This window comes from Candidatus Hydrogenedentota bacterium, from assembly GCA_035416745.1.
Classification (GTDB): Bacteria; Hydrogenedentota; Hydrogenedentia; order Hydrogenedentales; family SLHB01; genus UBA2224.
This window is the reverse complement of sequence record DAOLNV010000042.1, coordinates 1-23526: the sequence shown is the minus strand read 5'-3', so window position 1 is coordinate 23526 and position 23526 is coordinate 1. Positions and strand designations below refer to the sequence as shown.

Sequence of the window (23526 nt, the reverse complement as noted above, 5' to 3'; positions counted from 1 at the left end):
ATCGCTCGAGTGTCCATGCGGGGCGTGGGCGGGCACAAGGACAGAGGACTTCAGGCATGCAGGTCATTCCGAGGGTTCGGATGCACTAGCAATCGCCGTGGGGAGAACTCCAATGAAAAACAGTCCTTCGCACACAGAAAACACAAACGCTGACGGCAACCTTTCTCGGCGCCAGTTCATGCAGGCGGGCGGCGCGGCAGCTGCCGGCATCTCTATCGTCCCACGACATGTGCTGGGCGGCCAGGGGTTCGTTGCGCCCAGCGAGAAAGTGACTTTGGCCTGCATCGGTTTCGGGACACAGGCCGTTCGGGAGATCGGCGGCATACTTGCGAGCCCGGACGTCCAGGTCGTTGCCATGTGCGATGTCGAGAAGGACGGCGAGAACTACCTGGAATGGGAAAAGGGCGAGGTCCGGAACGTAGTCCGGGAGCTGCTTCAGGAACCCGGTTGGAGAGAAGGTATCAACCATCCGCCGGGGGGCCGGGATGTCGGCAAGGAGATTGTCGAAACCTATTACGCCAAACAGCGCGGTAAGGCACGGTTCAAGGGATGCGCCACCTATGTGGATTTCCGTGAATTGCTGGAGAAAGAAGAAGACGTGACCGCGGTGAAGGTGATGACGCCGGATCACACGCACGCCGCCGCGGCTGTCGCGGCCCTGAAAAAGGGAAAGAATGTGGTCATGCACAAGCCGCTGGCGAATCGGCTGTTGGAGGCCCGGCTCGTCGTCGAGACCGCCCGCGCGAAGAACATTGCCACGCATTTCCTGCCGGCCAGTGACGGCTCACGTGTGAAACCGGCGCTGGACATGATCACGAGCGGCGCCATCGGCACGCTGCGGGAGATCCACAACTGGTCGAGCCGTCCCATGTGGCCTCAATTCGCGACTGTGCCCACCGACACGCCTCCGATCCCTGCGGGATTCGACTGGGACCTCTGGTTGGGCCCATCGTTGGAGCGCCCGTATCACCCCAATTACACCCACACCAATTTCCGCGGCTGGTATGAGTTTGGGGGCGGATCGATTGCCGACATGGGACACTACAGTCTCTGGCCCATATTCCAACTCCTTGATCTGGATTCGCCTGTCATTGTGGAGTCCGCTCCGAGCCACGTGTGTGCTGTTTCAGACCTGGTTTGCGAGCGGATCAATAACGATTATTCATTTCCCACGGCGTGTACGGTTCGTATGCGATTTGCGCCCAAAGGGAATCGAGGCGCCGTGGACATCTTCTGGTATGACGGAGGCGTCAGGCCGCCCACCCCTGACGAGCTCCTCGCGGAGAACAAGGAACTCGATGAGGAAGGGATGCTGTTTATTGGCGACCAGGGGAAGATCCTCGGCGGTTTCCGCGCGGAAGAACCTCAATTGATACCCGAAGCAAAGATGCGCGCTTACCAAGCGGCCAACAATCCGGCCGAGCCCGCCCCGCGCCAGCGGGGCAACCGCAATTCGGCCTGGATCAGCGCTTTCAAAGGAGGCCAGGCCAGTTACGGGGATTTCACACTTGCGGGCCCGATTTCCGACGCGATGAACCTGGCGGCTGTTTCATTGCGGCTGGGCGGCAGAAGACTTCTTTGGGATTCGTCCAATGCAACGATCACGAACGTTCCCGAGGCAAACAAGCACCTTACCCGCGAGTATCGTGCGGGCTGGGAAATGTAACGGAGGAGCCATAGACATGAGCACGATATCGAGACGCGGTTTCATCAAGAGTGCGGCGATGGGATCCGGCGTGGCAGGATGCCTGCTGGCAGGCGCGGAGAAAGTCGCGGCGAGCCCCTTGGGATTGCCCATTGGATGCCAGGTCTGGCCCCTGCGTCTGATGCTCAAGGACTTTCCGGCATTCGTGAAGAAGATTGCCGGGATCGGTGTGACCGATCTCGAGTTGTGTTCGCCGATCGGCTACGGCGACGAGTTCGCGCCGCTCGCGGACCCGAAGGGCGTGAAGACCATCCTAACGGACCACGGCCTGAAATCCGTGAGTTCCCACTTCTCCATGGACGAGTTGCGAAACTCACAGGAGAAGAGCATCGAGTGGGCCAAAGAAATCGGCATCACGCAGATGATTACCGCCAGCTTGGGGGACGGAAACGGGGGCAACCACCCGACGCTCGACCAGGTGAAGAAGGCGGCGGAGGAGTACAACCGAATCGCCGCTATCGCCGCGAAGGCCGGCATACAGCAGGGCTTGCACAACGAAGGCTTCGAGATGTCGTCGGTGGATGGCACGCGGACCTATGACATGTTGCTGGAAATGCTCGATCCGGCGTTGGTCAAGTTCCAGTTTCAGATGTCCGCCATCGCTGCGGGCTTTGTCGCCGCCGATTACTTCATCAAATACCCGGGCCGTTTCTTTTCGATGCATCTGCAGGACATCGATATGAGCGCAGCCCCCCCATCGGGCGGCGATACGCAGGGAGGGCGGCGCGCAGGCCGGCGGCCGCAGGTGGCGCTCGGCAAAGGCAGTATCGATTGGGTCAAGACGTTCACCGCTGCAAAAGTGGGCGGGGTCAAGAACTACTACGTAGAGCAAAACTGGGAGCTCACGCAACAGAGCGTTGCATATCTCAAAATGCTGAACGTGTGATCGGCAGAGGTACCGGCGAACTCGAGTGACCCAAGCATCTCGCGAGGGCAGTCTTGATGCCAGCTGGAAAGCTGCACGTGGGGACGAGTGGTTGGAGCTATGCCCACTGGGCCAGGGGCCGGTTTTATCCCAGGGGGCTGAAGGCGGGCGAATGGTTGCAGTTCTTTGCAGAGCGTTTCGCTACCGTAGAGGTAAACACAACCTTTTATCGCCTGCCAGGCGAGACGATGGTCACGCGCTGGGCCGCAGTCACGCCGCCAGACTTCCGGTTCGCACTCAAGCTGTGGCGGCGCATCACGCATGAAAAGCGTCTTATTGACTGCGGGGAAGAAGTCCGGGAGTTCTTCGCCGCAGTGGCGCCTCTGGGTGCGAAGCGGGGTCCCCTGCTCGTTCAGCTACCCCCATCGCAACGGCGCGACACGGCGCGGCTGGACACGTTCCTCGCGGACCTGAAGGAGGCGGCGGGGCGCACCCCATGGCATGTGGCCGTGGAGTGCCGGAACCGCGACTGGATTGGCGACGAACTCACGGACGTGCTGGACCGGCATGACGCGGCGTTGTGTCTCGCTGACATGCCGCGCTGTTCAACGACTGAACCCAATGCCTCGAGCTTCGTGTACGTGCGGCGGCACGGCCCCACGGGTCATTACCAGGAGCGTTACAGCGGCGCCGTCATCAGGAAGGATGCCGCGAGAGTGCGTGAATGGCTCGATGCCGGCCGCGAAGTGTTCGTCTATTTCAACAACGATATCGAGGGGTACGCAGTTGAAAACGCCCGGGAGTTGATAGAAGCCGTCGAGAATGTCCATCACGAAACCTGATCCGCCTTTGTCTTGAGGCTCGTGCCGCTGTGTCACAGACAGCAGGCCGCATCCAATGCCGCGTAGACGTTGGGGGCATCCTGAAAAGCTGGTGTCGCGAAGCCGCGTGAACGGGAATCTCTCTCACTCATCAGAACAGAGTTTTCACGCGCGCCCCGTGTTTTCTCGCCAAGATCCAGCCCCTGCCGGCATGCTTCAGCGTAGCCACCGATTCCACGCGATTGATTCACACGACCCTTCTGTTCATCCAGCAGGTAGCAGCTCGTCTATTTCGAAACACGCCAACTTTGGAGACAGCCAACCTGCGCGCTGCGACTCCAAGGAGGACGGAACTCCAATTCGTCTTTACTGAAACCCAGTGGCCGCGCAGTCAGAACCCGCCGCCATCAGCGGCTCGTGTTAACCCCCGATGGGGGCAATCAACCTAATTGGGCCGTTCAAGGCTCGTCAGCCAGTTTTCGTTGAATACGGTGTGTTTGATCGAGAACCGCCGGTACGTGTACGTCAGGTGAATTCGTCCGTCCGAGGCCTGAATAATGCTGGGGTACGAGAATTCGCCCCAGTCGGCTTCCAGCGTACGCAGATCCTGCCACGTGATCCCGTCATCGGTGGACTGGATGAGATTGAACGGGGTGCGGTCGTCGCCGTCGGTATCGTTGAAGGCGAGAAGGACTCGGCCGCTTTTCAGTTTTGTCATGCAGATGCCGGAACCGGGGTTTTTCAGTTCGGTGGCCTGTGATGCCGGCCATGTTGCGCCTCCGTCGGCGGAAATGCTTTGACGAATGCGCGGGCTGCTGCGCATGAGCATCAGGAGTTCACCGGTGCCGCGTTGTATGATAGTCGGTTGGCTGCCGCCGCGCACAAACGCACTGCGCGTCCAGGCCGGGCCGGCGGGGTCCAGAAACAGGAGATATGAGCCTCCGTGCCCTTGCGGCCCTTCGCCGCTCATGGGAATGCCGAAACGTCCATCGGACAGCGTGAACGGCAGATTCCGCGGGAAAGACCCAAAGCCATCCGGGATCTCGGTATCGCCGCTCCAGGTGACGCCATTGTCGGCTGATGTCCGGTACATCAACCGGCATTCGCCCCAGCCGCTGCCGCGCCGTATGGGCCGCTCCGATTCCATGCGTCCCCAGATGAGCCATAGTCTTTGGTCCGGGCCCTGGAAAATCACGGCGTTCCCTGGCGGCATGTTGGGGTCGAAGATCAGGCGTTGAGGCTCATCCCACGCGGCTTGGCCGTTCCTCTGGCGAGCCAGAAAGAGCGCTTGATCCTCCGCGGATTCGTAACTCCCCCCGTACCACAAACAAAGGATGTCCTTGTTCGATGCTTCCGCAACCGTTGAGCAATGATGCACGGCAGCCCCGGGGATCTTTTCGAAGATCAGTTGCGACGCGAAGTAGATCGTGCCGTACTTATTGGGCACTTGTCTCTCCGGCGCGGTCGAATCAATCGGGTCGCCCTTGACCGCAGCGCGCGCAGTGACTTCTTTCCCGGCAAGGTGCTCCTGGATCGCGAGTTCGAGCCCGGCCTCCCGTTCACCGAGCGCGCCGTGGTAGACAAGAATTCCTTTCTCGTCCAGCATGAAATACTCCGGAGTCACCGTTGCCCCGAATTGCTTCGCAACCTCTCCCTGAGGATCGCGATATACCGGGATGATGCATCCAACATTTTGCAGGAAGGTACGCAGCTCTTCCCCCTTCTGGTTCGGGTCCGGGCATACGCCTACGAACAGAATTCCATCCAGCCGGATGCGCCTGTACAGGTCATTCATCGCCTCTATCTGATCAAGCGCCGCTTCGCTGCGGCTGGACAAGAAGACGAGCACCGTCGCCTTTCTGGACGCGTAGTTCTCGTTGGTCATGACACGATGAACGCCGTCCAGATTCTCAAAACTGACCGGGCCAGCCGCTTGGCCGATGTCGAGGGCAAAGGCGTGTACGGCGAGCAATATTGAGAAGGGCAACACCCAAACGCCGACAACCAGTTTCGTGAACATTGTTGTTTCTCCTGTTCCGGCTCAAGGAATCATACTGGCCCATTCGCTGAGCCTCGCGCAAGCCCGAGGACTGAGCGCTTACGGCCTGGGGGTACTGGCCTGGAGGACGGTCTTCTGAACGCTCAAGTCGTGTTCCCTGGAGTAGGAGAAGGGCGCCTCGCCACGAATACACCGTGCCAGGTCCTCGAAGTCGCGCACATGCCGGGGGAAGTCCTCGAGCGATGCCGTCTGCCATCCGGGCTTGAATTGGCCAACGCTCCGGCGCAGGCAAAGGCGCGCCGCAGGAGGTTCGAGGGGTTCCAGGATAATAGTCCCGTCGACCCCGCAAATCTTGAAGCGCCGGGCCGGGAACGCGTCCATTTCCATCGCAGCGGTCTCGATTACGGCCGTGGCCCGGTCATACTCGAGGACGGCCAGGGCGTTGTCGGCCAGACCGTCAGCAGTAACGCCGTCGTGGCGAAGAAAGGACGTGACCTTCGACGGAGGCCCGAGCAGCAGATGCACCATGTCAATGAGGTGGCAGCCCAGTTCGAGCATGATGCCGCCCGGATGCCAGGATACCAGTTTCCGTTTCTCTGCATTCAGATTTGTGCACATGCTCGCATGAATCGCGTAGACGGCGCCCAGCCATCCCTCGCGCACCGCGCGGCGCACCAGGTCAAACCCGGCATTGTATCGAAACATGTAGCCCATCTGGACGAGGCGGTCTCGCTGGCCGGCCTTCGAAAGCAGGGTCTCAAATTCCGGCAGGGAAGCGCCGGCAGGCTTGTCGAGATGGAGGTGTTTTCCAGCATCGATGACGGTGTGCGCGTAGTCCAGCAGTTGGGGCACCATGCTTTCAACGGCTATCATGGCCACGTGCTTGTCATTGAGCAGCGTTTCCTGACTTAGCCAGGTGACGTCTTTTAACGCTGGGGCTTTCTCAACGCGGTTCCGGATGGTCTCGTCAGGTTCACATACCCCCACAAGCTTGAAGTCCTGCGAGGCGGCCAGTACCTCCACTACATCCAAGGCGTGGGCGTGCCCCAACCCGAGCACACCGCACGGAATGCGCTCTCTGCCCTCCCGGCCCACGTCCGCTGTGGCCGCCGCACTGACTGCCACGGATGCAGTTGCGGAGTGCTTAAGAAAATCCCTCCGATTCATTGGGTTGGCCTCCTTGACGCTCCTGAGCGGCGTTACGCCGCGTCTGGGATCACCCACGGCTCTCGATAGGTTCGCTTGACAAGCCCGTTTGCTTCGGCATCATCGACGAATCCCTCCGTTTCGGGGTCGATGCGGAGCCGGCGCCCCACCCGGTAGGCGATATTGCCGTAGTGGGCGAGCAGCGTCGAGTAGTGGCCTTCCTCGATGTCGGCGTTGGGTTGGCTGCGCGTACGGATGCATTCAATGAAGTTGGCCATGTGTCTGGTATTCGTTTCCGCAAAACGTCCCCCTGCCGACAGAACGGGCTTGCCGTCCGCGTCGAACACTTGCCAGCCGTCTCCCATTCGCCCGAGGCACATGAACTGTTTCGTTCCGTATACTTCGATTCGTGTGCCGTTGAACCGCCAATCGGGAAGGCCGCCCGTGTCGCGCAGCTCCAACGGCGTCTTGACCATGTAGGGCGTCCAGAGAGTTTGCTCGAGTACCATCGTGACCCCTTCAAACTCCCAGATGACGGCTTGTGTATCTGGGGTATCCCTGGAGTCCCTGAGCATGTGGGTCGCTCCGGTCGAGCTTACGGCATTGGGATACTTCGAGTTGATGAGCCACCGGGCCAAGTCGATCTGGTGCACTCCGTCGTTGCCGAGGTCGCCGCTTCCGTAGGCCCAGAACCAATGCCAGGAATAGTGAAAGTGGTTCTCGTTAAACGGACGTTTGGGAGCTGGGCCAAGCCACAGGTCGTAATCCACGCCCTGGGGCGTCTGTGCATCCGGTTTGGTCTCCATCGGCTCGCGCAGCTTGCTATTCATGACCCGCACAAAATGGACGTCGCCGAAGGCTGCCGACCGCGCATACTCGATCGCCTCCTTGCAGTAGGTGGCGCTGCGATTCTGGGTGCCCACCTGTACCACGCGCTGGTGTTTCCGCGCGGCCTCGACCATTTTTCGGCTTTCCCAAATGCTGTGGGACGTGGGCTTCTCGACATACACGTCTTTGCCTGCCTGGCACGCCAGAACCGTGCCCAGAGCGTGCCAATGATCAGGGGTCGCGATGGCGATGGCATCAACCTCGGGGTCGTCCAGCACACGGCGGAAGTCTTGCACACAGGCGGGACGTTTGCCAGTGCGGGTCTCCACTTCCTTTGCCCGGCCGGGGAACAGGCGGGTATCCGGGTCGGCGAGATAGCGCAATTCGACATCGCCTAGACGGGCCAATTCGAGGGCCAGGTCCATTCCCCGGTCGTTGATGCCCATCACGCCCACGACTATGCGGTCGTTCGCCCCAGCCGCATTCAAGGAAAAGGTTCCGGCCGCGGCCGACGCGAAGAGCGAGTTGGCCAGAAAATCGCGCCTGTTCATCGTGCGCTTACCTCCTGCTTATCGGGCCTCTGGCCAGGTTTTTCCACTCAAACCTGACAGGCCGCCGACAATCCAAACCACACGTTACAGACGTTGGCGTGCAAACGGGTTCATTGATTCTCCCGGGGCACATCGCTCACGAAATTGTATCAAAACGAATCGAGTTGCTGTAAATCCCGAACTCCGGCGGTTCCGAAATGCTGTCCACCTGCCGGAGTTCGAACACGTTCTTGTTTGACTCACAACACGATTCCGCTCTTAAGAAGACTTGTGGGGAATGACCATGAGTTGGACAGGCGACGGGCTTTCGACTACGAGTTGATCTCCGACGTCAAGCAAGACGGGATGGGCGCGCCACGGCGTGAAATCGATGGATGTCGGACCGCGCACGAATGTGAGCCGTGACACTTCTCCCTTGGATATGATCACGGAAGCCGGATAAAGCCGCTGGGTGTACGTTTCCGTGCCGGCGGCAAGGTCTATCGTCCGCGCGGGAATCGTGCTCCCCGCCCAGGTAATCTGGTTCGTTGCCCGTGCCGCTCCGTCCGTGATGAAATCGAGGGGGTCAAATTCCGGCCGGCCATGAACAAGTTCTATACGATTCCCGTCGGCGGAGTCTTCCAAAATCAGGTCGTTGCCTCGCGGAAATCCGCCGCGCGTCTTGATCTCAAAAGTGTTGTTGAACCCCCGAATTCTGATTCCCTTGACGCCGCTCGCGCCCTGGTCAACCCCGACGGCGAGCTTTACGGTATTCTGCGAGCATTCTGGTCCGAGCTCGAACAACGTGCTGTTGTCGGCGTTCGTGTGAAGGTGCAGACAACGGAACTCGTTTTGCACGAACGCGCCCCGGACGTCAACGCAGGTGTTGAAGTTCAGGATTCCCCCGATAAAGTCGAACCGGCTACAGGTAATGGGCGCCCTGCTTCCGTCCAGAATCAGCCCCGTTCCTGTCTTGCGTTCCCCCGGCGTGAACGGCGAGGGATCGGCGATGCCCTGCGACGTGATCTCCGTTTCGACCGTAACCGCAAAACCGTCGATCGGGACGGGATGCTCAGGCCGAATGCGCAAGGCCGCGCCCGCCCCGCCGTATACGAAGATGCCGAAATGGTATTCGCCGTTCATCGTGCTGTCGATGGCGACCAGATCTTTTGCCGGACCATCGGGAATCCCCGTCCAATTGAGCACGTAGATGCCGCCATCGATCCGGAAATCCTGTGTCGCGGGGATGGTGATGGTCTCGGAAACGTTGTAGATCGCTTTCCGTCCTCCCCAGCCTCCCGTAATGTACAGGTCGCGCCCCTGGGCCACGCAATGGTCGATCGCTTCCTGCCAGCCCGCCGTCTTGGTGTTGGGCGTCTGGGGACCGAAATCGCCCGTGCCGTCCCAGGACACAACGACGGTGGGAGGGCGGGGGCTTGGCGGCGGGCCTTGGAGCGCGGGCTCCTCCGCGGTGCAGGGGGCTGCCGAAATCAGAGCTGAAAGCAGGCAGGTCGACGCGCACTGCCATATTCCGCCTGCGTTTCGACGGCGCATCGCCTATTTCCTCCGAGCCGCCTCAATCATCCGTGCCACGAGCCCTCCGCTCTTGACGGGTGCGGAGAGGTCCTGGCGCCGCAGGGCCGCCGGCAACGACCAGAGCATCATGTCCTGATAGTAGTCGTTGCCGAACGTACGCTCTCCGGTATCCACGTCGCCCCGCATGATGTTGGGCATGTCCCACGTGTAACCTTGAAGACAGACGAGATTGTGCCAGACGCGCCGGGCGAGTTCGATGCCGAACTCGGGTTGGCCGTTGTACATGTACGTCATGGCAAGCATCAGCGCTTCCGGGGGGAAGTAACTGTACCGGCCGTAATCCCACGTGCCGGGTTTCGCCGGGGGGATCAGCGTGCCGTCTGGATTGGCGTAGTTCACTGCGCCGTATTTGGTCAGGGCGATATTGCAGCGCTTTATCGACTCCAGCACCGTCTGCACGCGCTCCTGAGGAAGGGTCTCCGGCAATCCGTGATGATCGGCAATCCATTCGCCGTCCAGTTGGTAACCGAATACAAAATCCGATTTCCGTCCCGTATCGGGTTCCCAGTAATTGAGGTAGTAGGAGCCGGCCCAAAGGCGCTGTTCCATGGCCTCTTGGGCGGCCGCCAGCCATCCGGCGCACTGTTCCGCGAACGCCGCGTCGCCGGTCTCGCGGGCCATGCGTTCGGTAATGCGCAGCTGGGCAATATGGAGTCCGCCCACGTGAGCGGTCATGCCGCACCAGCCCGGTTCCGCGGCCTCGAACCACTCTGTGCCTTCGTTTTTATCCGGCATCGAGATGAGCCGCTCGCCGGTGGTGTATGTGGGCGTTGTTCGCAGGTTGGCCGTCCATGTCATGCACCGCTTCACCATGGGATAGAATTCGTTCAGGAACCGTTTGTCGGGCGTGTCGTGGCACAACAGGAACCGGTCCACCAGCGCGGCAAGCGAAATGCCGTTCGTAGTGAATTGGTAACCTCGCGTCGGGTAGGCAAAATCGATATAGGGCGTACGTCCCGTGCATCCGCCGAAGATCCATGTCGGCGCTCCGTCCTCGAATTGGTAGCCTTTATAGCCGCGCAACGTCGACAACTCCGCTTCCGGGAAGAAATAGACGAGAGGGAGGCTGCCGTAGAAGCTGCACGGAATGCACTCGATCTGGGGACAACCGCGGGGGCACTCATTCATGCCAAACAATCCGTCCGCCTCGGCCACCCATCCGGGGAGCGGGGGCAAGGCTTGCGCCCACAATCCGTCTTCGGCAATCAGATACAGCACGTTGATCAACGAATCGCGCAACCACACCGGGAGCGAGTCGTCCGTGTAGACAACCTGTTGCCAGGCCAGGACGCGCGCCAGGAGCGATTCGTGGTTCTGGGCCAGATGTTCGGCCGCTTTCACGGCGTCCGGGTAGTGCTTGACATACATATGCTTGAACACGCGCGCCTCGCCTGAATATCCCTCGTAGACTCTTGTTGCGCCGTTATACCCGACGCCGTTCCACGTGGGCGCGCACCAGGTCAAGACGAACTGGACGATTTGTTCATGGCCGGGCTCGAGCGCGAAATCCACCGCAACGGAGGCGCCGGATGCGGTCTCGTTCACCGTCGGCAGCGCAACCGCCAGGTTCGACCAGGCTGCTCCATCGGCCCCCAGTTCCCCGCCGGTCCTCGCATGGTCCGCGATGGCCCCCAGAACGTATTCACAAAGGGCGCCCCGAACGGCCACGCCGGTTAGCGCACCCGCCACGGGCTCGCGTTGAAAACGGCCGGTTCCCGCCTCGGCCGGGGTCGGACCTGGAAACGAAAACGCCACACTGCCCCGCTGCGCGACCGGACCTGGGTTGCGTACGAACACTTCAAACACTATGCCGGGAGTCATTGAATCAACGACATCGCCCGGAAGGAAGGGTGCCCATGCACGCAGGCCTACGCTGACGGGCGCATCCATGTCGAACTCGAGGTCGGCAACGGGATAATGACCCCAGTAGTGTATTTCCTTCGGCGTGCGCACCGCTTCGAGATTGAGGTCATCCCACGCCGGCGGGATCGGTCTGCCGTCGATTCCGCTTTGGTAGCCTCCCCAGCCCTGCTTCGTCTGTCTGGGGTCGCAAAGCACCCAGGTTTCGTTGTTCACGTTGAGTCCCAGAATGGGCAGATTCAGAGGGCCTCGGCGGGGAACATGGGAATTGAAAATCGTGCAGTAACCCAAGAGACCGCTGGTCTCGAGATCGACGCACCCTGTGTCTAGTCCCCCGAGCGCCATCCCGTTTGTGACGATATCGTTCAGCCGATACACAACCCCGCAGACGGGCTCGGGAAACCCTTTGGCTTTGAAATGCACCCAGTCCCGTTTGGGAAGTTCGATAGGAAAGAGCCTTGGCGTTTCGGGGAAAGGCGCCATTGCCAAAAGTGCCAAGCAAGTCGCCGAGTGTAGTAGGACCATCTGCTCTTCTCCTCAGGGTGCGAAGATCTGACGACCCGGTTATATGCCTGCTAACGCCATGGCCAATCAGAACGATACACGATACAAACTCCAGAAAGAAAACTCCGGATGACGAGAAAATCGAAAGGAAACCGGCGCCAAAAGGCGCGGACATGCTGCGGCAAGCAAGGCGCGATGGAGTGCCGTTCAGCCTTTGGCAGAGTCCACCGCCGTCACAACGGAGGGGGGAGGCGATGTCGAACGGGAAGCACGACTCGCTGAGTCGTTTGCTGTGCTTCTTCGGGCCCGGCCCATTCCTGATTGGCTACAACGCTGGCTTCGGAAGTGCGACGACGACGGCCGGGTTCCCGTTGGGGGATGTCGTTGACGTGGACGGCCGTTGAGATGTAATCCTATTCCGCCAAGAGCGGCCGAAGCGAACTCGTTCGCCGAGGGCTTCATTGGGACTGCAAAGTGGGAGACCTTGAACCCGTATGATCAGAATATTCCATCCAAGTAGTGAACAGTTCGGGTGGTGCAGGCTGCGCCTGGCTTGTGTTTCGGCAATTAGCCCGATTGACTGAGAGCACATGTGCGGGCATCATAGCTTCTTCCCCAGGGAGAGGTGCGATGGATACATTGGCGATAACGGTTCGAGATATGGCGGGATTGTCCGGGGTGCGGCCAGTGACAGGGGGCGTGCCGGTGGCGAAGGGGGCAGCGCCGGGAGGGGCTGTGTTCGTTTTGCGGGATGAGAGGGGAACGGCGGTGCCGGTGCAGGCGGAGACATTGGCACGGTGGAAGGATGGGAGCGCCCGGTGGGTGCTGCTCGATTTTCAGTCGACGCCGCTCCCCGGGGAAGCGCTTCGTTACGAGTTGTCATGGGAGCCGGGTGCGGAACCGGTGGCGCCGGAATCGCCAGTCTGGCACACGACGGCGGAGCGGCACGAAGTCGAATCAGGCAACGTGAGCATCGTGTGGAGAAGCGACGGGGCGTTGACGCTGTCGGATCGGTTCGATGTAGTGTGCCTGCTCGCCGACAGCGCCGGGCAGGCGTGTGACGCGGTGATCGAGACCGCGGAGGTAGAGAGTGGGGGTGCGTTGCGGACGACGCTGGCCTTTCGAGGGGCGTTCCGCAACCCCCAAGGCGGCCGGGTATGTCAATTCCGGCTGCGGGCATCCGTCTACGCGGGACTGTCAGTGGTACGTCTTGAACCGCTCATTCTCATGGACCCTGACCAGGGCGTCCTGCAGCGGATTCGGGAGCTGAAGTTCGTGCTGCGGCCCCGCAACGGCGCCCAGTCGGCCAGCATCGGCGGTGCGCCGGGCTGGCAGGGGAACTCGAACACGGCGGTCAGGCTGTTCCAGCGCGACGACCAACAATACGCATTGGAGGGTGCGGAAGGCGCGGGCGGGCAAGCGCCGGGATGGGGGGTCATCGAGGATGGGCAGGGCCGCGTGGCGATGGCGCTGCGAGACTTCTGGCAACAGTGGCCGAAGAGCATCGAGGCCTCACCCGAAGGCCTTGCTGTCGGCCTTTTCCCGCGCTTCGAACCGGGCGCCTACGACCACATGGAGCCGTGGTACAAGTATCATTACCTGTTCGACGGGAACTGCTACCAGTTGCGCACCGGGCAAGCGCGGCGCTGGGACATTTGGGTCGATCTCTTTGGGGATGGCGCCGCCCTTGCCAAGATGGCCAACGCTCCCCTTATACCGGCCGCGGACCCCGTGCAAGGCATCGCAACGGGGGTCTGGGATGCCATCGCGCCCGCGGGGACGACAGAGATGGCTAAGTACGACTCCTGGGCGGAAAGTCTGTTCAACGCGTACTGCCAGGGTATCGAGAACGACCGGGACTACGGTGCAATGAACTGGGGGGATTGGTTCGGCGAGCGTTCCGTGAATTGGGGCAATCACGAGTACGACACGGTGAACCAGATCCTGATTCAGTTTGCCCGAACCGGCGACCCCAAGTATTTTTACGCAGCGGATGCGGCGGCGCGCCACTCGAGCGAAGTGGACACGGTGCACTTTGTCAACGAAGAACTGGCCGCTTATTTCAATACAACCGGCGCGCCCAAGGGGTATCCGCCCCGGGCGGGGATGGTGCATGAGCACTGTGTGGGCCACGTGGGCTCGTTCTACCCGGTCGAGCGGATTCGGGACCTGTATGTCGAGAAGGGCGTCGGCGGCGGTCCAAACCCGTACCTGTGTCTCGACCCCTTCAACCTCGGGCACATCTGGACGCAGGGGATGGTGCGCCACTATTTTTTGACGGGAGACCCTTTTCTGAAGGAGACCGTCGAACTGATCGGCGCGAATCTCGCGCAACTCGTCGAGGATCGCGAATATGCCTTTATGGGGCACAGCCACTGCGGGCGGACCACCGGATGGACGCTGCTGGCGCTCGCCGGAGCGTATGAGGCCGGACTCGATGACCGGTACGTGAACGCGATGCGGACGCTGACGGACGACGCTTTGGCGGAGCAGGATCCCGTGTGTGGGGGATGGCTCTATTCATTGCCGCCAGGCCACTGCTACTGCCAGAAAGCCAAGCACGTCGGGATGGCGGGGTTCATCACGGCGATCCTGATCAACGGGTTGAGCCGCTACTACCTGCTCTCAGAAGACGAGCGGCTCCCGAAGGCGATCGACCGTGCCACCACGTTCCTCACTAATGACACTTGGCGGGAGGAATGGCGGGACTGGCGGTACACGTCGTGTCCTGCGAGTTCCCGCATGGGGCAGGCGGGCGTGCTGGTCATGGCGCACGTCAACAGCGTACGGATCAGCGACAACGCCGAACACCTCCGCGTGCTGCGTGTCGCCTGGGACGAGAAATTCGCACGGTTGCTGGACAAGCCCGAGTCCGCGGGTCAGGGCAAAGCGTACACGGCGGCGGCATACGGGTGCGCCGAGGCCGTTGGGCTGCTCGCCGTCAAGGGCGAGGGCACACGGGCGTAACACCCCCGCTTTCCTGTGGTTCCTGAGAATTTGTCCTTACCGGTGGGCAAGGATTCGTTGGAGCTCACCTGCTTGTTCTGACCCCATGGGCATCCTGTCATATCAGGCCCGAGTACTATGGCTCGAACAGCCCCTCAATTTCCTTCCAACTGTCGGCCTCAATGATGGCCGCCCGGTCCATGTTCGCGATGTTGGTGTTTTCAAGGCCGCGCCTCACCTTCACCAGTTCGGCGATGGCCGCTTTCTTCTCGGCCAGCGACGCGCCCGGGTCATTGACTACCCTGGCCGTGGACACGCATTGCCTCGCGTGAATGAGGCCTTGCTGGAGAAAAAGGACCCGATTCGCATATGTCGGATCGTTGCTGCCCTTGGCGGCTTCGGTGGCCTGTTCAAGAATCGCCTCGGCCGGGGGAAACACCTCGGGGGGATAGAGTTCGTCTGCAACTTGCGCGTAGAGGGCGTATCGCCGGAAGTAGCCGTCTCGGCGCGAACGAATGGCCTCGGCGGCGCGCGGGCTGTTCTTGATCGCGTAATCCTCCCAGTAGGTGAAGTACTCCTTTACGTCTTCGGATGCTGGGCCGAAGGCAGCATAGTACTCGTCCAAGATCGCATCGACGGGCATCTCGGGGCGGACGTGGATCCGTGAAAGGAGGTAGAGATTGGGTCCCTGCGCAGCCCACTGGCCCTGGAGTGAATCGAAATCGGTTCCGGTCATGCCGTTGCGCGCATAAAACTGGAACGCGTCGCCGAATTGGTGCATGTAAACCAACGGCATGGTGTAGCCGTCGAGGAACCAGTTGGGCCGGTAATGCGCGCTCACGCCGGTACGCTGCCAGCCTAACCACTGTTGCTTGATCCATTCATGCTCGGCTTCGGTGCGAGGAAACCAGCCCGCCCACCGGAACCACGGCACGAATTCAATCACGATGTTCGGATGCAGTTCGAGCGGAGGATCGGGCGCCCAGAAGTAATTCAGATAGGCGTAATAGATCACCTTGACGTCCGGGTCAATGGCCGAAGCGAGTGCGTGCACGGCCTTCGCAAAACGCGCGTACCGGGTTCCCGCCTGTACCGGCTCAAAGGACCGTTCCAGCCCGACAGGCAGCCCACTCGTCTTTGGCGGCAGTCCATCCCATGCGCGACACGTTTCGCAGACGCAGCAAGCGGAACTATCGTTTTCACTGATGTCGATATTGACTCTTTCGCCGGGATACTTCTTCCGCTCTTCCTCCCACAGTTCCACGATCTTCGCGTGCAGTCCCGGGTTGGACACGCACATCGATACCTTGTCGGGCCGATTCGGGTCTTCGGGGCCGCGCCGTCCGTCAGCAAGCATCTGGAACCACTCCGGGTGTTCCTTTCCATAACGCTCCCACCATCCGGCGAAGGCGTGGCCGGACCCGAAACGGCGCTGTGCATGGTGGCTGTTCTCGGAGCGCCCCATGCGGTGCCGACGGAGAAAGACCGTCTGATCGTGGGCGTAGCGCTCTGCCTGTTCCGGCGAAAAAGACATGCGCTCGCGGCCTTCGGCAAAACCGCGGCGGCCAAGGCCCGGCCGTTGATTTCGCACCAGAAAACGCGGCACGAAGGTTTCGTCCAGTTGGGGGATGTCAATGTCACTCGTGTGCGGAATGAATTCACCCAGCGTACCGGGCCACAGCCAGCGCACGCCAAGGTGGCGTTCAAGGAGTTCGTAGACGCCCCAGAGCGTGCCGCTGTGCGTGTTGCCGCAGCTGAGCGGGTCGCCCGGACCGTCGTTGCCGGCGATGTACAGGTTGCCGTCAATCGTGCGCAGCACTGTCCCTTCGCTGCTAAGGCCCTGTGGGTCGATGCCGGCATTCTGTATGGCCTTGGTCGCGCCGATATATACGGCGGATGTGCCCAGCGGTTGAGCGAGGGGCTCGTTCAAGATCTTCAGCCTGGCTCCCGAGGCCCTCTCAATGTGGTAAGCCAATTCATCAGCCGCGTAGACGGCGATCGGCTCGGGGTTCGCCGGCAAGACAATTGCTGCGGCAGGAGCGCCGTCTTCGACCAACCAAACCCCGGAAGCGGCAAAAAATGGTGCGCAAACACTCAGTAAGAGGTTCGAATACACGGAAGTCTCCTTGGCGAGTCAGCTGTTTCTCATGCTCTTGAGCATCATTGAAGCTTACGCGCCTGACACCGTGAGTTCAATTGCAGCAACGCGTATGAATAAATGCGGTCGACGCGCATAAGATGCATGACTCGAAACCGAATTGGGCATGGGGGAGATGCGTCCATAGCGTCTAGACATCACCGCGGCAATCGTGCAAGTTGTGTCTCGGCCCCTGATTGACCGGGATCTCGCATGACCAATTGGTCTTCTGTCATACTGAAAGAACGGTATGACGCCCGGTTCAGTTTCTTGACCCCAAGCGGTCGAGAAGTGAGATGCCCTTCGTAGATTCCCTGGTTTGGCGCAAGGGGACCCGGTTTGCCGAGCGTGCAAACGAAAGAAGGATGGAATTCGTGGCAAAGACGATTGCGAACGCTGTATGGGCTTGCCTTGGGCTACTTTTCCTGATGGCGGCACAAGCCTTGGCTGAGGAGTGGGCGGTGGTTCTACCGCAGACGCTGGCGGCGGACCGAGCGATGACGCTGGCTGTCGAGGACCTCGCGAAAACGGGCAAGGCGTTTGGGCACGCTTTTTCCGTCAAAGACGATGGAACGCTGCCCTCCGGAAACGTCATTCTGGTGGGCGGCGCGGCGCGCAACGCGCAAGCAAAGGCCTTGACGGCCTCGGGCATACTTACCTTGTCCGCGCCCGATAACCAACAGGGCTATGCCCTGCAGACCGTGGCGCAAGACGGCCGGAAGATAGTCTCCGTCTCCGGCGGCTCAGTGATCGGCGATGTCTACGGCGTGTACTGGCTGTGGGACCGGCTTCGCGTATACCGCGTTCTGCCGGAGTTGAATGCCACCCGCGTTCCCGCAATGACGCTCCGCATGGGCGCCGCCTGGGGACGCTCCGGTCCCGGCGGACGGACAAAGGAGGAACTGCACGATGCCTTGCGCGGCTCGTTCAACTGGGTGGCCGGCTCGAACGTGCTCGAGCTTGTTCCATGGGACTCGGAGCCGGAAAACACGGCGAATGCGGCTCACCGCGAGCAGGCGCGCGAGCTAATCGAATATGCCCACTTATTGCACATGAACTATTTCAGTTTCTCGAACGACTTCACCTATCATCCGTCTCTTCTGAAAGAACATGACGCGACGCTGGACCCGTGCGATCCAAAATTGTGGGACGCGGTCCAGGACAAGTACCGGAAGCTCTTCAGCGTCCTGCCGGAACTGGACGGCGTCGAGATCTGCAACGACGACATCTCCGGATTCTGGGACGATTACGCGGCGTACGATTTGCTTCACGAAGATCCCGCGTGCGCGGCGAGCTACACCCAGCGGTTCACCCAATTCGTCCAGAAAGTGCACCAAGTGGTGGTGGGGGAGTTCAACAAGACCTACTTTCATTTCACGTGGGGCCTGGTGATGAACGAGCAGCATTATCAGCCCGCCGTTTTCCGCGAAATCTTTACCGACGCCGTTCCGCAGGACAATCTCTATCTCATCCCCAAGATCACGGCGGGCGACCGCTGGTGGTATCAGCCCTACAACGAAACCTTCAACCAAACCCCTCATAAGACGCTCGTCTGCTTCGAGCCGATGAACTACTACGAAGGCGGCAAGAGCCATCTCTTTCCCACGTTCTCGGGCCAGTACTTTCAGAACGGGCTCCAATATCTGCTGCTGCCGGAACAATCCAACTTGCGCGGCGCAGCATCGCTCGCCGCTCGCTCGGCGCGCGGATGGGACACCTTGGGCGTCTATTCTTATGTTCTCTACCGCCTGATGTGGGACCCTTACGACGACATTCGGGCCATCGCGCGCGACTTCTGCGCGATCCACTTCGGCCCTGAGGCCGCGGAGGGCATGGCGGAGGTCTACCTGCTCTCGCCCCACGCCTACCAGAACGGCCTGCACATCGGCCCCATTTCGTACGGCCAGTTCAACTCGTTCCTGCACATGCGCGTCGGCGAATTCACCGTCGAGGGATATCCAGCCATCGACGGCGGCAAGGCGCATCTTGAGTTCATGAGGAAAATCTACCTCCGCTGCAACCCTTGGCGCGCCGAGACTCTCCATGACATCGAATACGGTCTCGCGGTTGCAGACGAGATGCGTCAGAGGTATACGGATGTTCAAGGCCGGATCCAGGACATGGCGCTCGCTGCGGAAATGGCCGAACGCCTGGACATGACGCGCAATCTTATCGCCACAAATCTTGGGTATGTAAGGCTGATATTCGCATACTTCGACTATTTTGACAGTGGCTCCGATGCTCATCGCATCGCGCTGCAGACGGCTTATGATGACCTGTGCGCGGCACGCAACGCATTCACAAAGGCCCCCGGCTTCCATTACCAACTCTTCGGCGTGGACCAGTTGTTTCAAAACGCTGGCGCTCTTCTCAAAGATCGTCCCGGAGCTCTCGCGGCATGGGCCGCGGCTCCCACACGAAGCGAGGTCGAAGCAACGGTGGCCGCCCAGCAGAAACGCTATGCGGAAGTCCTCGAACAACACGCCGCCGAGGCGGTCAAATTCGCCAGCTTTGAAATCAAGGTGGACGGACAGGATCTCGTGCATGTCACGGGCGGCGAATACCGCGTCGAACATCTCCGCTGGGATGGGCCGGACGTGCGCCGCTTCGATATCCTCGCGCCGTTGCCCAAGGAACCCGTCACAGTCATCCCGAAAGACCTCTACTCGCGCCCGATGCATCCCTTCGTCCTCGAACAGCCAAACGCGGCAAACAACTACACCGCGTCCATTTACCTCGACGACCTGCCCGGAGGCCAGGATTGGTACCGTTGCGAATTGTATTACCTACCCGGCAGCTCCGCTCAATACGGCCTGCAAGCGCCATAGCATAGGTGATTGTGGTTGACGCGGAATCCCGGCCACGCGCGCAATCTTGTACGGGAAAGATGGAAATGGCATGGCACCGCGCAGGGTCAATGTGTATTCGATCTAGCCGGTAACCAGTTTTGGTGATGCGGGTTGCGCCTGACCTGTGCGCCGACCGCGGGCATCACACCTCTTTATGTTTTGCCAAGGCCCTTATGCTATTACATAGGGTGGCCGCGGATGCGGCATTATCAGGTTCTTGCGAAACGTGAGAGGAACTACCCATAGCGCGGATGGCTGATGCCGTCTCACTGACGGCATAAAGGTAACCTGGGAGAACAGGTCATGACACCGGATAGTGCTCCTGCCAGATGGAACGGCCTCCTGTTGCCGCTCTTTGTGACTATCACGTATATGGCGCCCGCCGCCGCGGAGGCGGCAGAACCCGCGGCGACAGCGTCAAAACCGATCATTCACATCGTTCCGCAATCACACATTGACGTGGTCTGGCTGTGGCGGTTTGACCCGGAAACGATCCATCGCTGCTGTAAACCCACGTTCACCCGCGCAACCGACAACATGGCGCGATTCCCGGAATACACCTTCAACCAGAGCCAGGCGCCGCTCTACGAAGCCACCGAGCGGTGCTATCCCCAACTGTACGAGAAGATCGAGCAGTATGTTCGTGAGGGTCGCTGGGAAATCGTCGGTGGAATGTACGTCGAAGCGGAGGGCGGCGAGCCGTGCGGCGAATCGCTCGTGCGGCAGTGCGTGATGGGCAAACGCTTCTTCCGTGAGAAGTTCGGCATTGATGTTACCACCGGGTGGCAGGAGGACGCCTGGAGCCATCCGTGGCAACTGCCGCAGATCCTGAGCAAGTCGGGCATCAAGTCGTACATGTTTAAGCGCGGCAAGAAAGGCGAGGACCTCTTCTGGTGGCAGTCTCCGGACGGCTCCCGTGTGCTTGGAGTTAATCCGTTCCGTCACTCGGCTCCGCCGTTCCAGATGTGGAAAGACGAGGTGAATTCGATTCCGGCCCGTTACGGCGTCAACGATGTGATGTTCATGGTCGGCGGCGGCGATCATGGCGGCGGCCTCAACGAACAAGACATTCGCGCTATTCAAGTCTTTGCCCGAGACGTCTCCACGGATGCGGACGTCAAGTTCACCACCTTTGGCCAATATGTCAAGACGGTGCTGGATCAGTCACCGAAGCTGCCGGCGATCAACGACGAATTGGGATTCGAGCTCGAGGGTGACCTCACAGGATGCTCCGAGATAAAGAAAAGCAACAGGGAGTGCGAGAACCTTCTTCTTTGCGCGGAGAAATGGGCCGCGACGGCCTCGGTGCTGTTCTCCCATGAATATCCTGACGCGGAACTCGAGACAGCCTGGAAGAAGCTCTTGTTCAACCAGTTCCACGATATTCTCGGCGGCAGCGCCATTCCACCTGCGGTGCTCGATGCTATGCAGGACTATCTGAGCATCCAGGAATCCTGCGAAGACGTCACGCGAAACGCTCTTGACGCGATCTCCCACAGAATTGACACAAATGGGAACGGCATCCCTCTGGTTGTCTTCAATGCTTTGTCGTGGAAGCGGACGGATGCGGTCGAGGCCGAGCTAACGGTTCCCGAAGAGACCAAGACGGTATCCTTGAAAGACGCCAAGGGAAAAGACGTGCCTGTACAAATCCTTGATACTCGCACGGATAAGAGTAAACGCATCGTCAAGTTGCTGTTTGTGGCGCATGATGTTCCTTCTTTCGGATACAAGACCTATTTTGTCCACGGCGAGGATGCGCCTCCTGCGGAGGAGTCTTCCATTCCCTCGGGCCCGCCGTTCGTTCTCGAGAACGAGTTCTTCCGAGTCGAGCTCAACCCCGAGACCGGTTATCTCTCACACATCACCGACAAGAAGGCAAAACGCGAAATCCTCAATGGCGAAGGCAACGTGATAGTCGCTATAAGCGATGACGGCGACTCGGAAGGCCGGTTTGTTATGGGCAAGGACGAAGCGCCGTTTTGTCCGGGCGAGGCCCGCGACGTGTGCACGCCGGCTTTGGTCACAGTGACTGGAGACGGGCCGGTGTGCAAAGCCGTGCGCATCGAGCGTTCCTATCAGAACTCGCGTTTTACCCAGGACATCCGTCTGTATGCGGGAGTCCCGCGCGTGGACTTTCGGCTGTCGATGGACTGGCACGACGTGCACACCATGGTGAAGGTCGCATTTCCGCTCGCGCTGAACGATCCTCGGGTGACATACGACGGCCCGTACGCTCCGATTGTCCGCCCTGCGAACGGCCACGAGTATCCCGCCCAGAAATGGGTCGATCTCAGCGCCGGGGACTACGGCGTAAGCCTGTTGAACAACGCGCGGTACGCACATGATGTGAAAGGACATACCGTCCGGATGAGTATTCTCCGCAGTCCGACAACGCCCGCGAACAATACCGACGAGGGCGCCCATTCGTTGGGGTACAGTCTATACGCCCACGGAAGACCATGGCAGGAGGCCGGCGTGATGCAGCAGGGCTACGGCTTCAACGTTCCCCTGAGAGCGTTTCAAGCGGAAGCGCATGCCGGAGCATTGCCGCCTGAAAATTCCTTCTTTTCTGTGCAGCCCGATGACGGCGTTTACCTCGAAGCGGTAAAGAAAGCTTACGATTCCGATCGGCTCGTTCTCCGTCTTTGCGAGTTTCGCGGGAAGAAGACGACAGTGAAAATCGCACTTCCGTCCGAAATCAAGAATGCTGAAGAGACGGACCTCCTCGAAGACCCGGTCGCGTTCATGAGCGATCACGCCGGGTCAACGGTCAGAGCACAGTTCGAGCCCTACGAGATCAAGACGCTGAGAATCAAATTCGCCCATGGTTTCTGAGGTCGAGCTCAGCAGGGGCTGGATTCGCACCCGCAAGCTGAGTTAATCGGGCTCTGACCATGACGGAGAAGGACGGTGCGGCCGGTCGAAGCTCTTGGTGTCAAAGAATGAGTCTATTCTATCTTGTCAACGGCGGGAAAGGACAGTGACATGTCACATATCAGTCGGCGCAGGTTCTTGAAGACTACGTCTGGGGCATTGGCGGCAACAGCAGGACTTTCGGTCCATGCGGCACGCGTCAACACAGCGCAGGTCGTACCGGGGCGCGTTTCGCCCAATGAACGCCTCAACATCGCGGCCATCGGCGTTGGCGGTATGGGCCAAGCGAATATCCGCGCCTGCAGCAGCGAGAATATCGTCGCGTTGTGCGATGTCGACGATGAGCGTGCCGCCGGTACCTACAAAGAGTTTCCAAAAGCGAGCCGCTACCGCGATTTCCGCGTTATGCTCGATAAGGAGCATCAGAATGTCGATGCGGTTATCGTAGCCACCCCCGATCACACTCATGCCGTGGCTGCCATGGCCGTGATGCGCGCCGGCAAACACCTCTATTGCCAGAAACCGCTCGCGCACAGTATCTATGAGGTGCGAAAACTGACCGAGACGGCGCGTCAGACCGGCCTGCAGACCCAGATGGGCAACCAGGGACATTCCTCCGAGGAGATCCGCCGTCTTCGCGAGTGGGTGCGGGCCGGAGTCCTGGGCAAGGTGCGTGAAGTGTATGCATGGAGCGACCGTCCCGTCGGGGGCGATCCCTGGTCCGATTTTCCGGTCATGGCGCGTCCGAAGGAAAGGCCGCCCGTTCCCGAAACCCTGGACTGGAATCTCTGGCTGGGCCCGGCGAACGAACGGCCGTATCATCCCGTCTATTGTCCCACTACCTGGCGCGGTTTCTGGGATTT

Annotated in this window: 13 protein-coding genes; 7 read left to right on the top strand and 6 right to left on the bottom strand. The window is 60.3% G+C overall.

Translation table 11 applies throughout. The features are described 5' to 3' along the window. Window positions 1–112: 112 nt before the first annotated feature. The 3 genes from PLJ71_13335 to PLJ71_13325 are packed head-to-tail and all read left to right on the top strand — an operon-like array spanning window position 113 to window position 3412. Window positions 113–1666: a Gfo/Idh/MocA family oxidoreductase gene (locus PLJ71_13335; protein HQM49665.1), complete on the top strand. Its 1554-nt coding sequence runs from the start codon at window positions 113–115 to the stop codon at window positions 1664–1666. A 16-nt stretch (window positions 1667–1682) separates the two neighbouring features. Continuing rightward, window positions 1683–2591: a twin-arginine translocation signal domain-containing protein gene (locus tag PLJ71_13330; protein HQM49664.1), complete on the top strand. Its 909-nt coding sequence runs from the start codon at window positions 1683–1685 to the stop codon at window positions 2589–2591. Window positions 2592–2647: 56 nt separating this feature from the next. Next, window positions 2648–3412: a DUF72 domain-containing protein gene (locus PLJ71_13325; protein ID HQM49663.1), complete on the top strand. Its 765-nt coding sequence runs from the start codon at window positions 2648–2650 to the stop codon at window positions 3410–3412. A gap of 424 nt (window positions 3413–3836) precedes the next feature. Here the strand turns inward: PLJ71_13325 and PLJ71_13320 are convergent, their stop codons facing one another. The 5 genes from PLJ71_13320 to PLJ71_13300 form a co-directional block, all read right to left on the bottom strand. Then, the gene (locus tag PLJ71_13320) at window positions 3837–5411 is read right to left on the bottom strand and encodes an exo-alpha-sialidase (protein HQM49662.1); all 1575 of its coding nucleotides are present in this window, start codon (window positions 5409–5411) and stop codon (window positions 3837–3839) included. A gap of 78 nt (window positions 5412–5489) precedes the next feature. Next, complete coding sequence (locus PLJ71_13315; GenBank protein HQM49661.1) at window positions 5490–6557, bottom strand: Gfo/Idh/MocA family oxidoreductase; 1068 nt, start codon at window positions 6555–6557, stop codon at window positions 5490–5492. A gap of 32 nt (window positions 6558–6589) precedes the next feature. After that, window positions 6590–7915 (bottom strand): Gfo/Idh/MocA family oxidoreductase, encoded by a 1326-nt coding sequence (locus PLJ71_13310; protein ID HQM49660.1) that lies wholly within the window; start codon window positions 7913–7915, stop codon window positions 6590–6592. Between the two features lie 258 nt (window positions 7916–8173). Then, window positions 8174–9448, bottom strand: coding sequence for a hypothetical protein (locus tag PLJ71_13305; GenBank protein ID HQM49659.1), 1275 nt, complete (start codon window positions 9446–9448; stop codon window positions 8174–8176). Window positions 9449–9451: 3 nt separating this feature from the next. Next, the gene (locus tag PLJ71_13300) at window positions 9452–11875 is read right to left on the bottom strand and encodes a GH116 family glycosyl hydrolase (GenBank protein HQM49658.1); all 2424 of its coding nucleotides are present in this window, start codon (window positions 11873–11875) and stop codon (window positions 9452–9454) included. A 609-nt stretch (window positions 11876–12484) separates the two neighbouring features. On the opposite strand from PLJ71_13300, the gene PLJ71_13295 reads away from it, so the two are divergent. Then, window positions 12485–14821, top strand: a complete 2337-nt coding sequence (locus tag PLJ71_13295; GenBank protein ID HQM49657.1) for a hypothetical protein — start codon at window positions 12485–12487, stop codon at window positions 14819–14821. A gap of 115 nt (window positions 14822–14936) precedes the next feature. Here PLJ71_13295 and PLJ71_13290 read toward each other — a convergent pair whose 3' ends face one another. After that, window positions 14937–16916, bottom strand: coding sequence for a DUF4838 domain-containing protein (locus tag PLJ71_13290; GenBank protein HQM49656.1), 1980 nt, complete (start codon window positions 16914–16916; stop codon window positions 14937–14939). A 395-nt stretch (window positions 16917–17311) separates the two neighbouring features. Between PLJ71_13290 and PLJ71_13285 the strand changes: the two genes are divergently transcribed. From PLJ71_13285 to PLJ71_13275, 3 genes are all read left to right on the top strand, one after another. Further along, on the top strand, window positions 17312–19765 hold the full coding sequence (locus tag PLJ71_13285; GenBank protein HQM49655.1) for a hypothetical protein: 2454 nt from the start codon (window positions 17312–17314) through the stop codon (window positions 19763–19765). 324 nt (window positions 19766–20089) lie between these two features. Continuing rightward, entirely contained in the window at window positions 20090–22624 is a 2535-nt protein-coding gene (locus PLJ71_13280; protein ID HQM49654.1) for a glycoside hydrolase family 38 C-terminal domain-containing protein, read from the top strand. A 150-nt stretch (window positions 22625–22774) separates the two neighbouring features. Further along, the coding region (locus tag PLJ71_13275) for a Gfo/Idh/MocA family oxidoreductase (GenBank protein HQM49653.1) at window positions 22775–23526 on the top strand (752 nt) is incomplete at its 3' end.

What these genes read in the sequence shown, in the direction of transcription:
- PLJ71_13335 (HQM49665.1), top strand. Translation starts at nt 113, where the DNA reads ATGAAAAACAGTCCTTCGCACACAGAAAACACAAACGCTGACGGCAAC.
- PLJ71_13330 (HQM49664.1), top strand. Translation starts at nt 1,683, where the DNA reads ATGAGCACGATATCGAGACGCGGTTTCATCAAGAGTGCGGCGATGGGA.
- PLJ71_13325 (HQM49663.1), top strand. Translation starts at nt 2,648, where the DNA reads ATGCCAGCTGGAAAGCTGCACGTGGGGACGAGTGGTTGGAGCTATGCC.
- PLJ71_13320 (HQM49662.1), bottom strand. Translation starts at nt 5,411, where the DNA reads ATGTTCACGAAACTGGTTGTCGGCGTTTGGGTGTTGCCCTTCTCAATA.
- PLJ71_13315 (HQM49661.1), bottom strand. Translation starts at nt 6,557, where the DNA reads ATGAATCGGAGGGATTTTCTTAAGCACTCCGCAACTGCATCCGTGGCA.
- PLJ71_13310 (HQM49660.1), bottom strand. Translation starts at nt 7,915, where the DNA reads ATGAACAGGCGCGATTTTCTGGCCAACTCGCTCTTCGCGTCGGCCGCG.
- PLJ71_13305 (HQM49659.1), bottom strand. Translation starts at nt 9,448, where the DNA reads ATGCGCCGTCGAAACGCAGGCGGAATATGGCAGTGCGCGTCGACCTGC.
- PLJ71_13300 (HQM49658.1), bottom strand. Translation starts at nt 11,875, where the DNA reads ATGGTCCTACTACACTCGGCGACTTGCTTGGCACTTTTGGCAATGGCG.
- PLJ71_13295 (HQM49657.1), top strand. Translation starts at nt 12,485, where the DNA reads ATGGATACATTGGCGATAACGGTTCGAGATATGGCGGGATTGTCCGGG.
- PLJ71_13280 (HQM49654.1), top strand. Translation starts at nt 20,090, where the DNA reads ATGACACCGGATAGTGCTCCTGCCAGATGGAACGGCCTCCTGTTGCCG.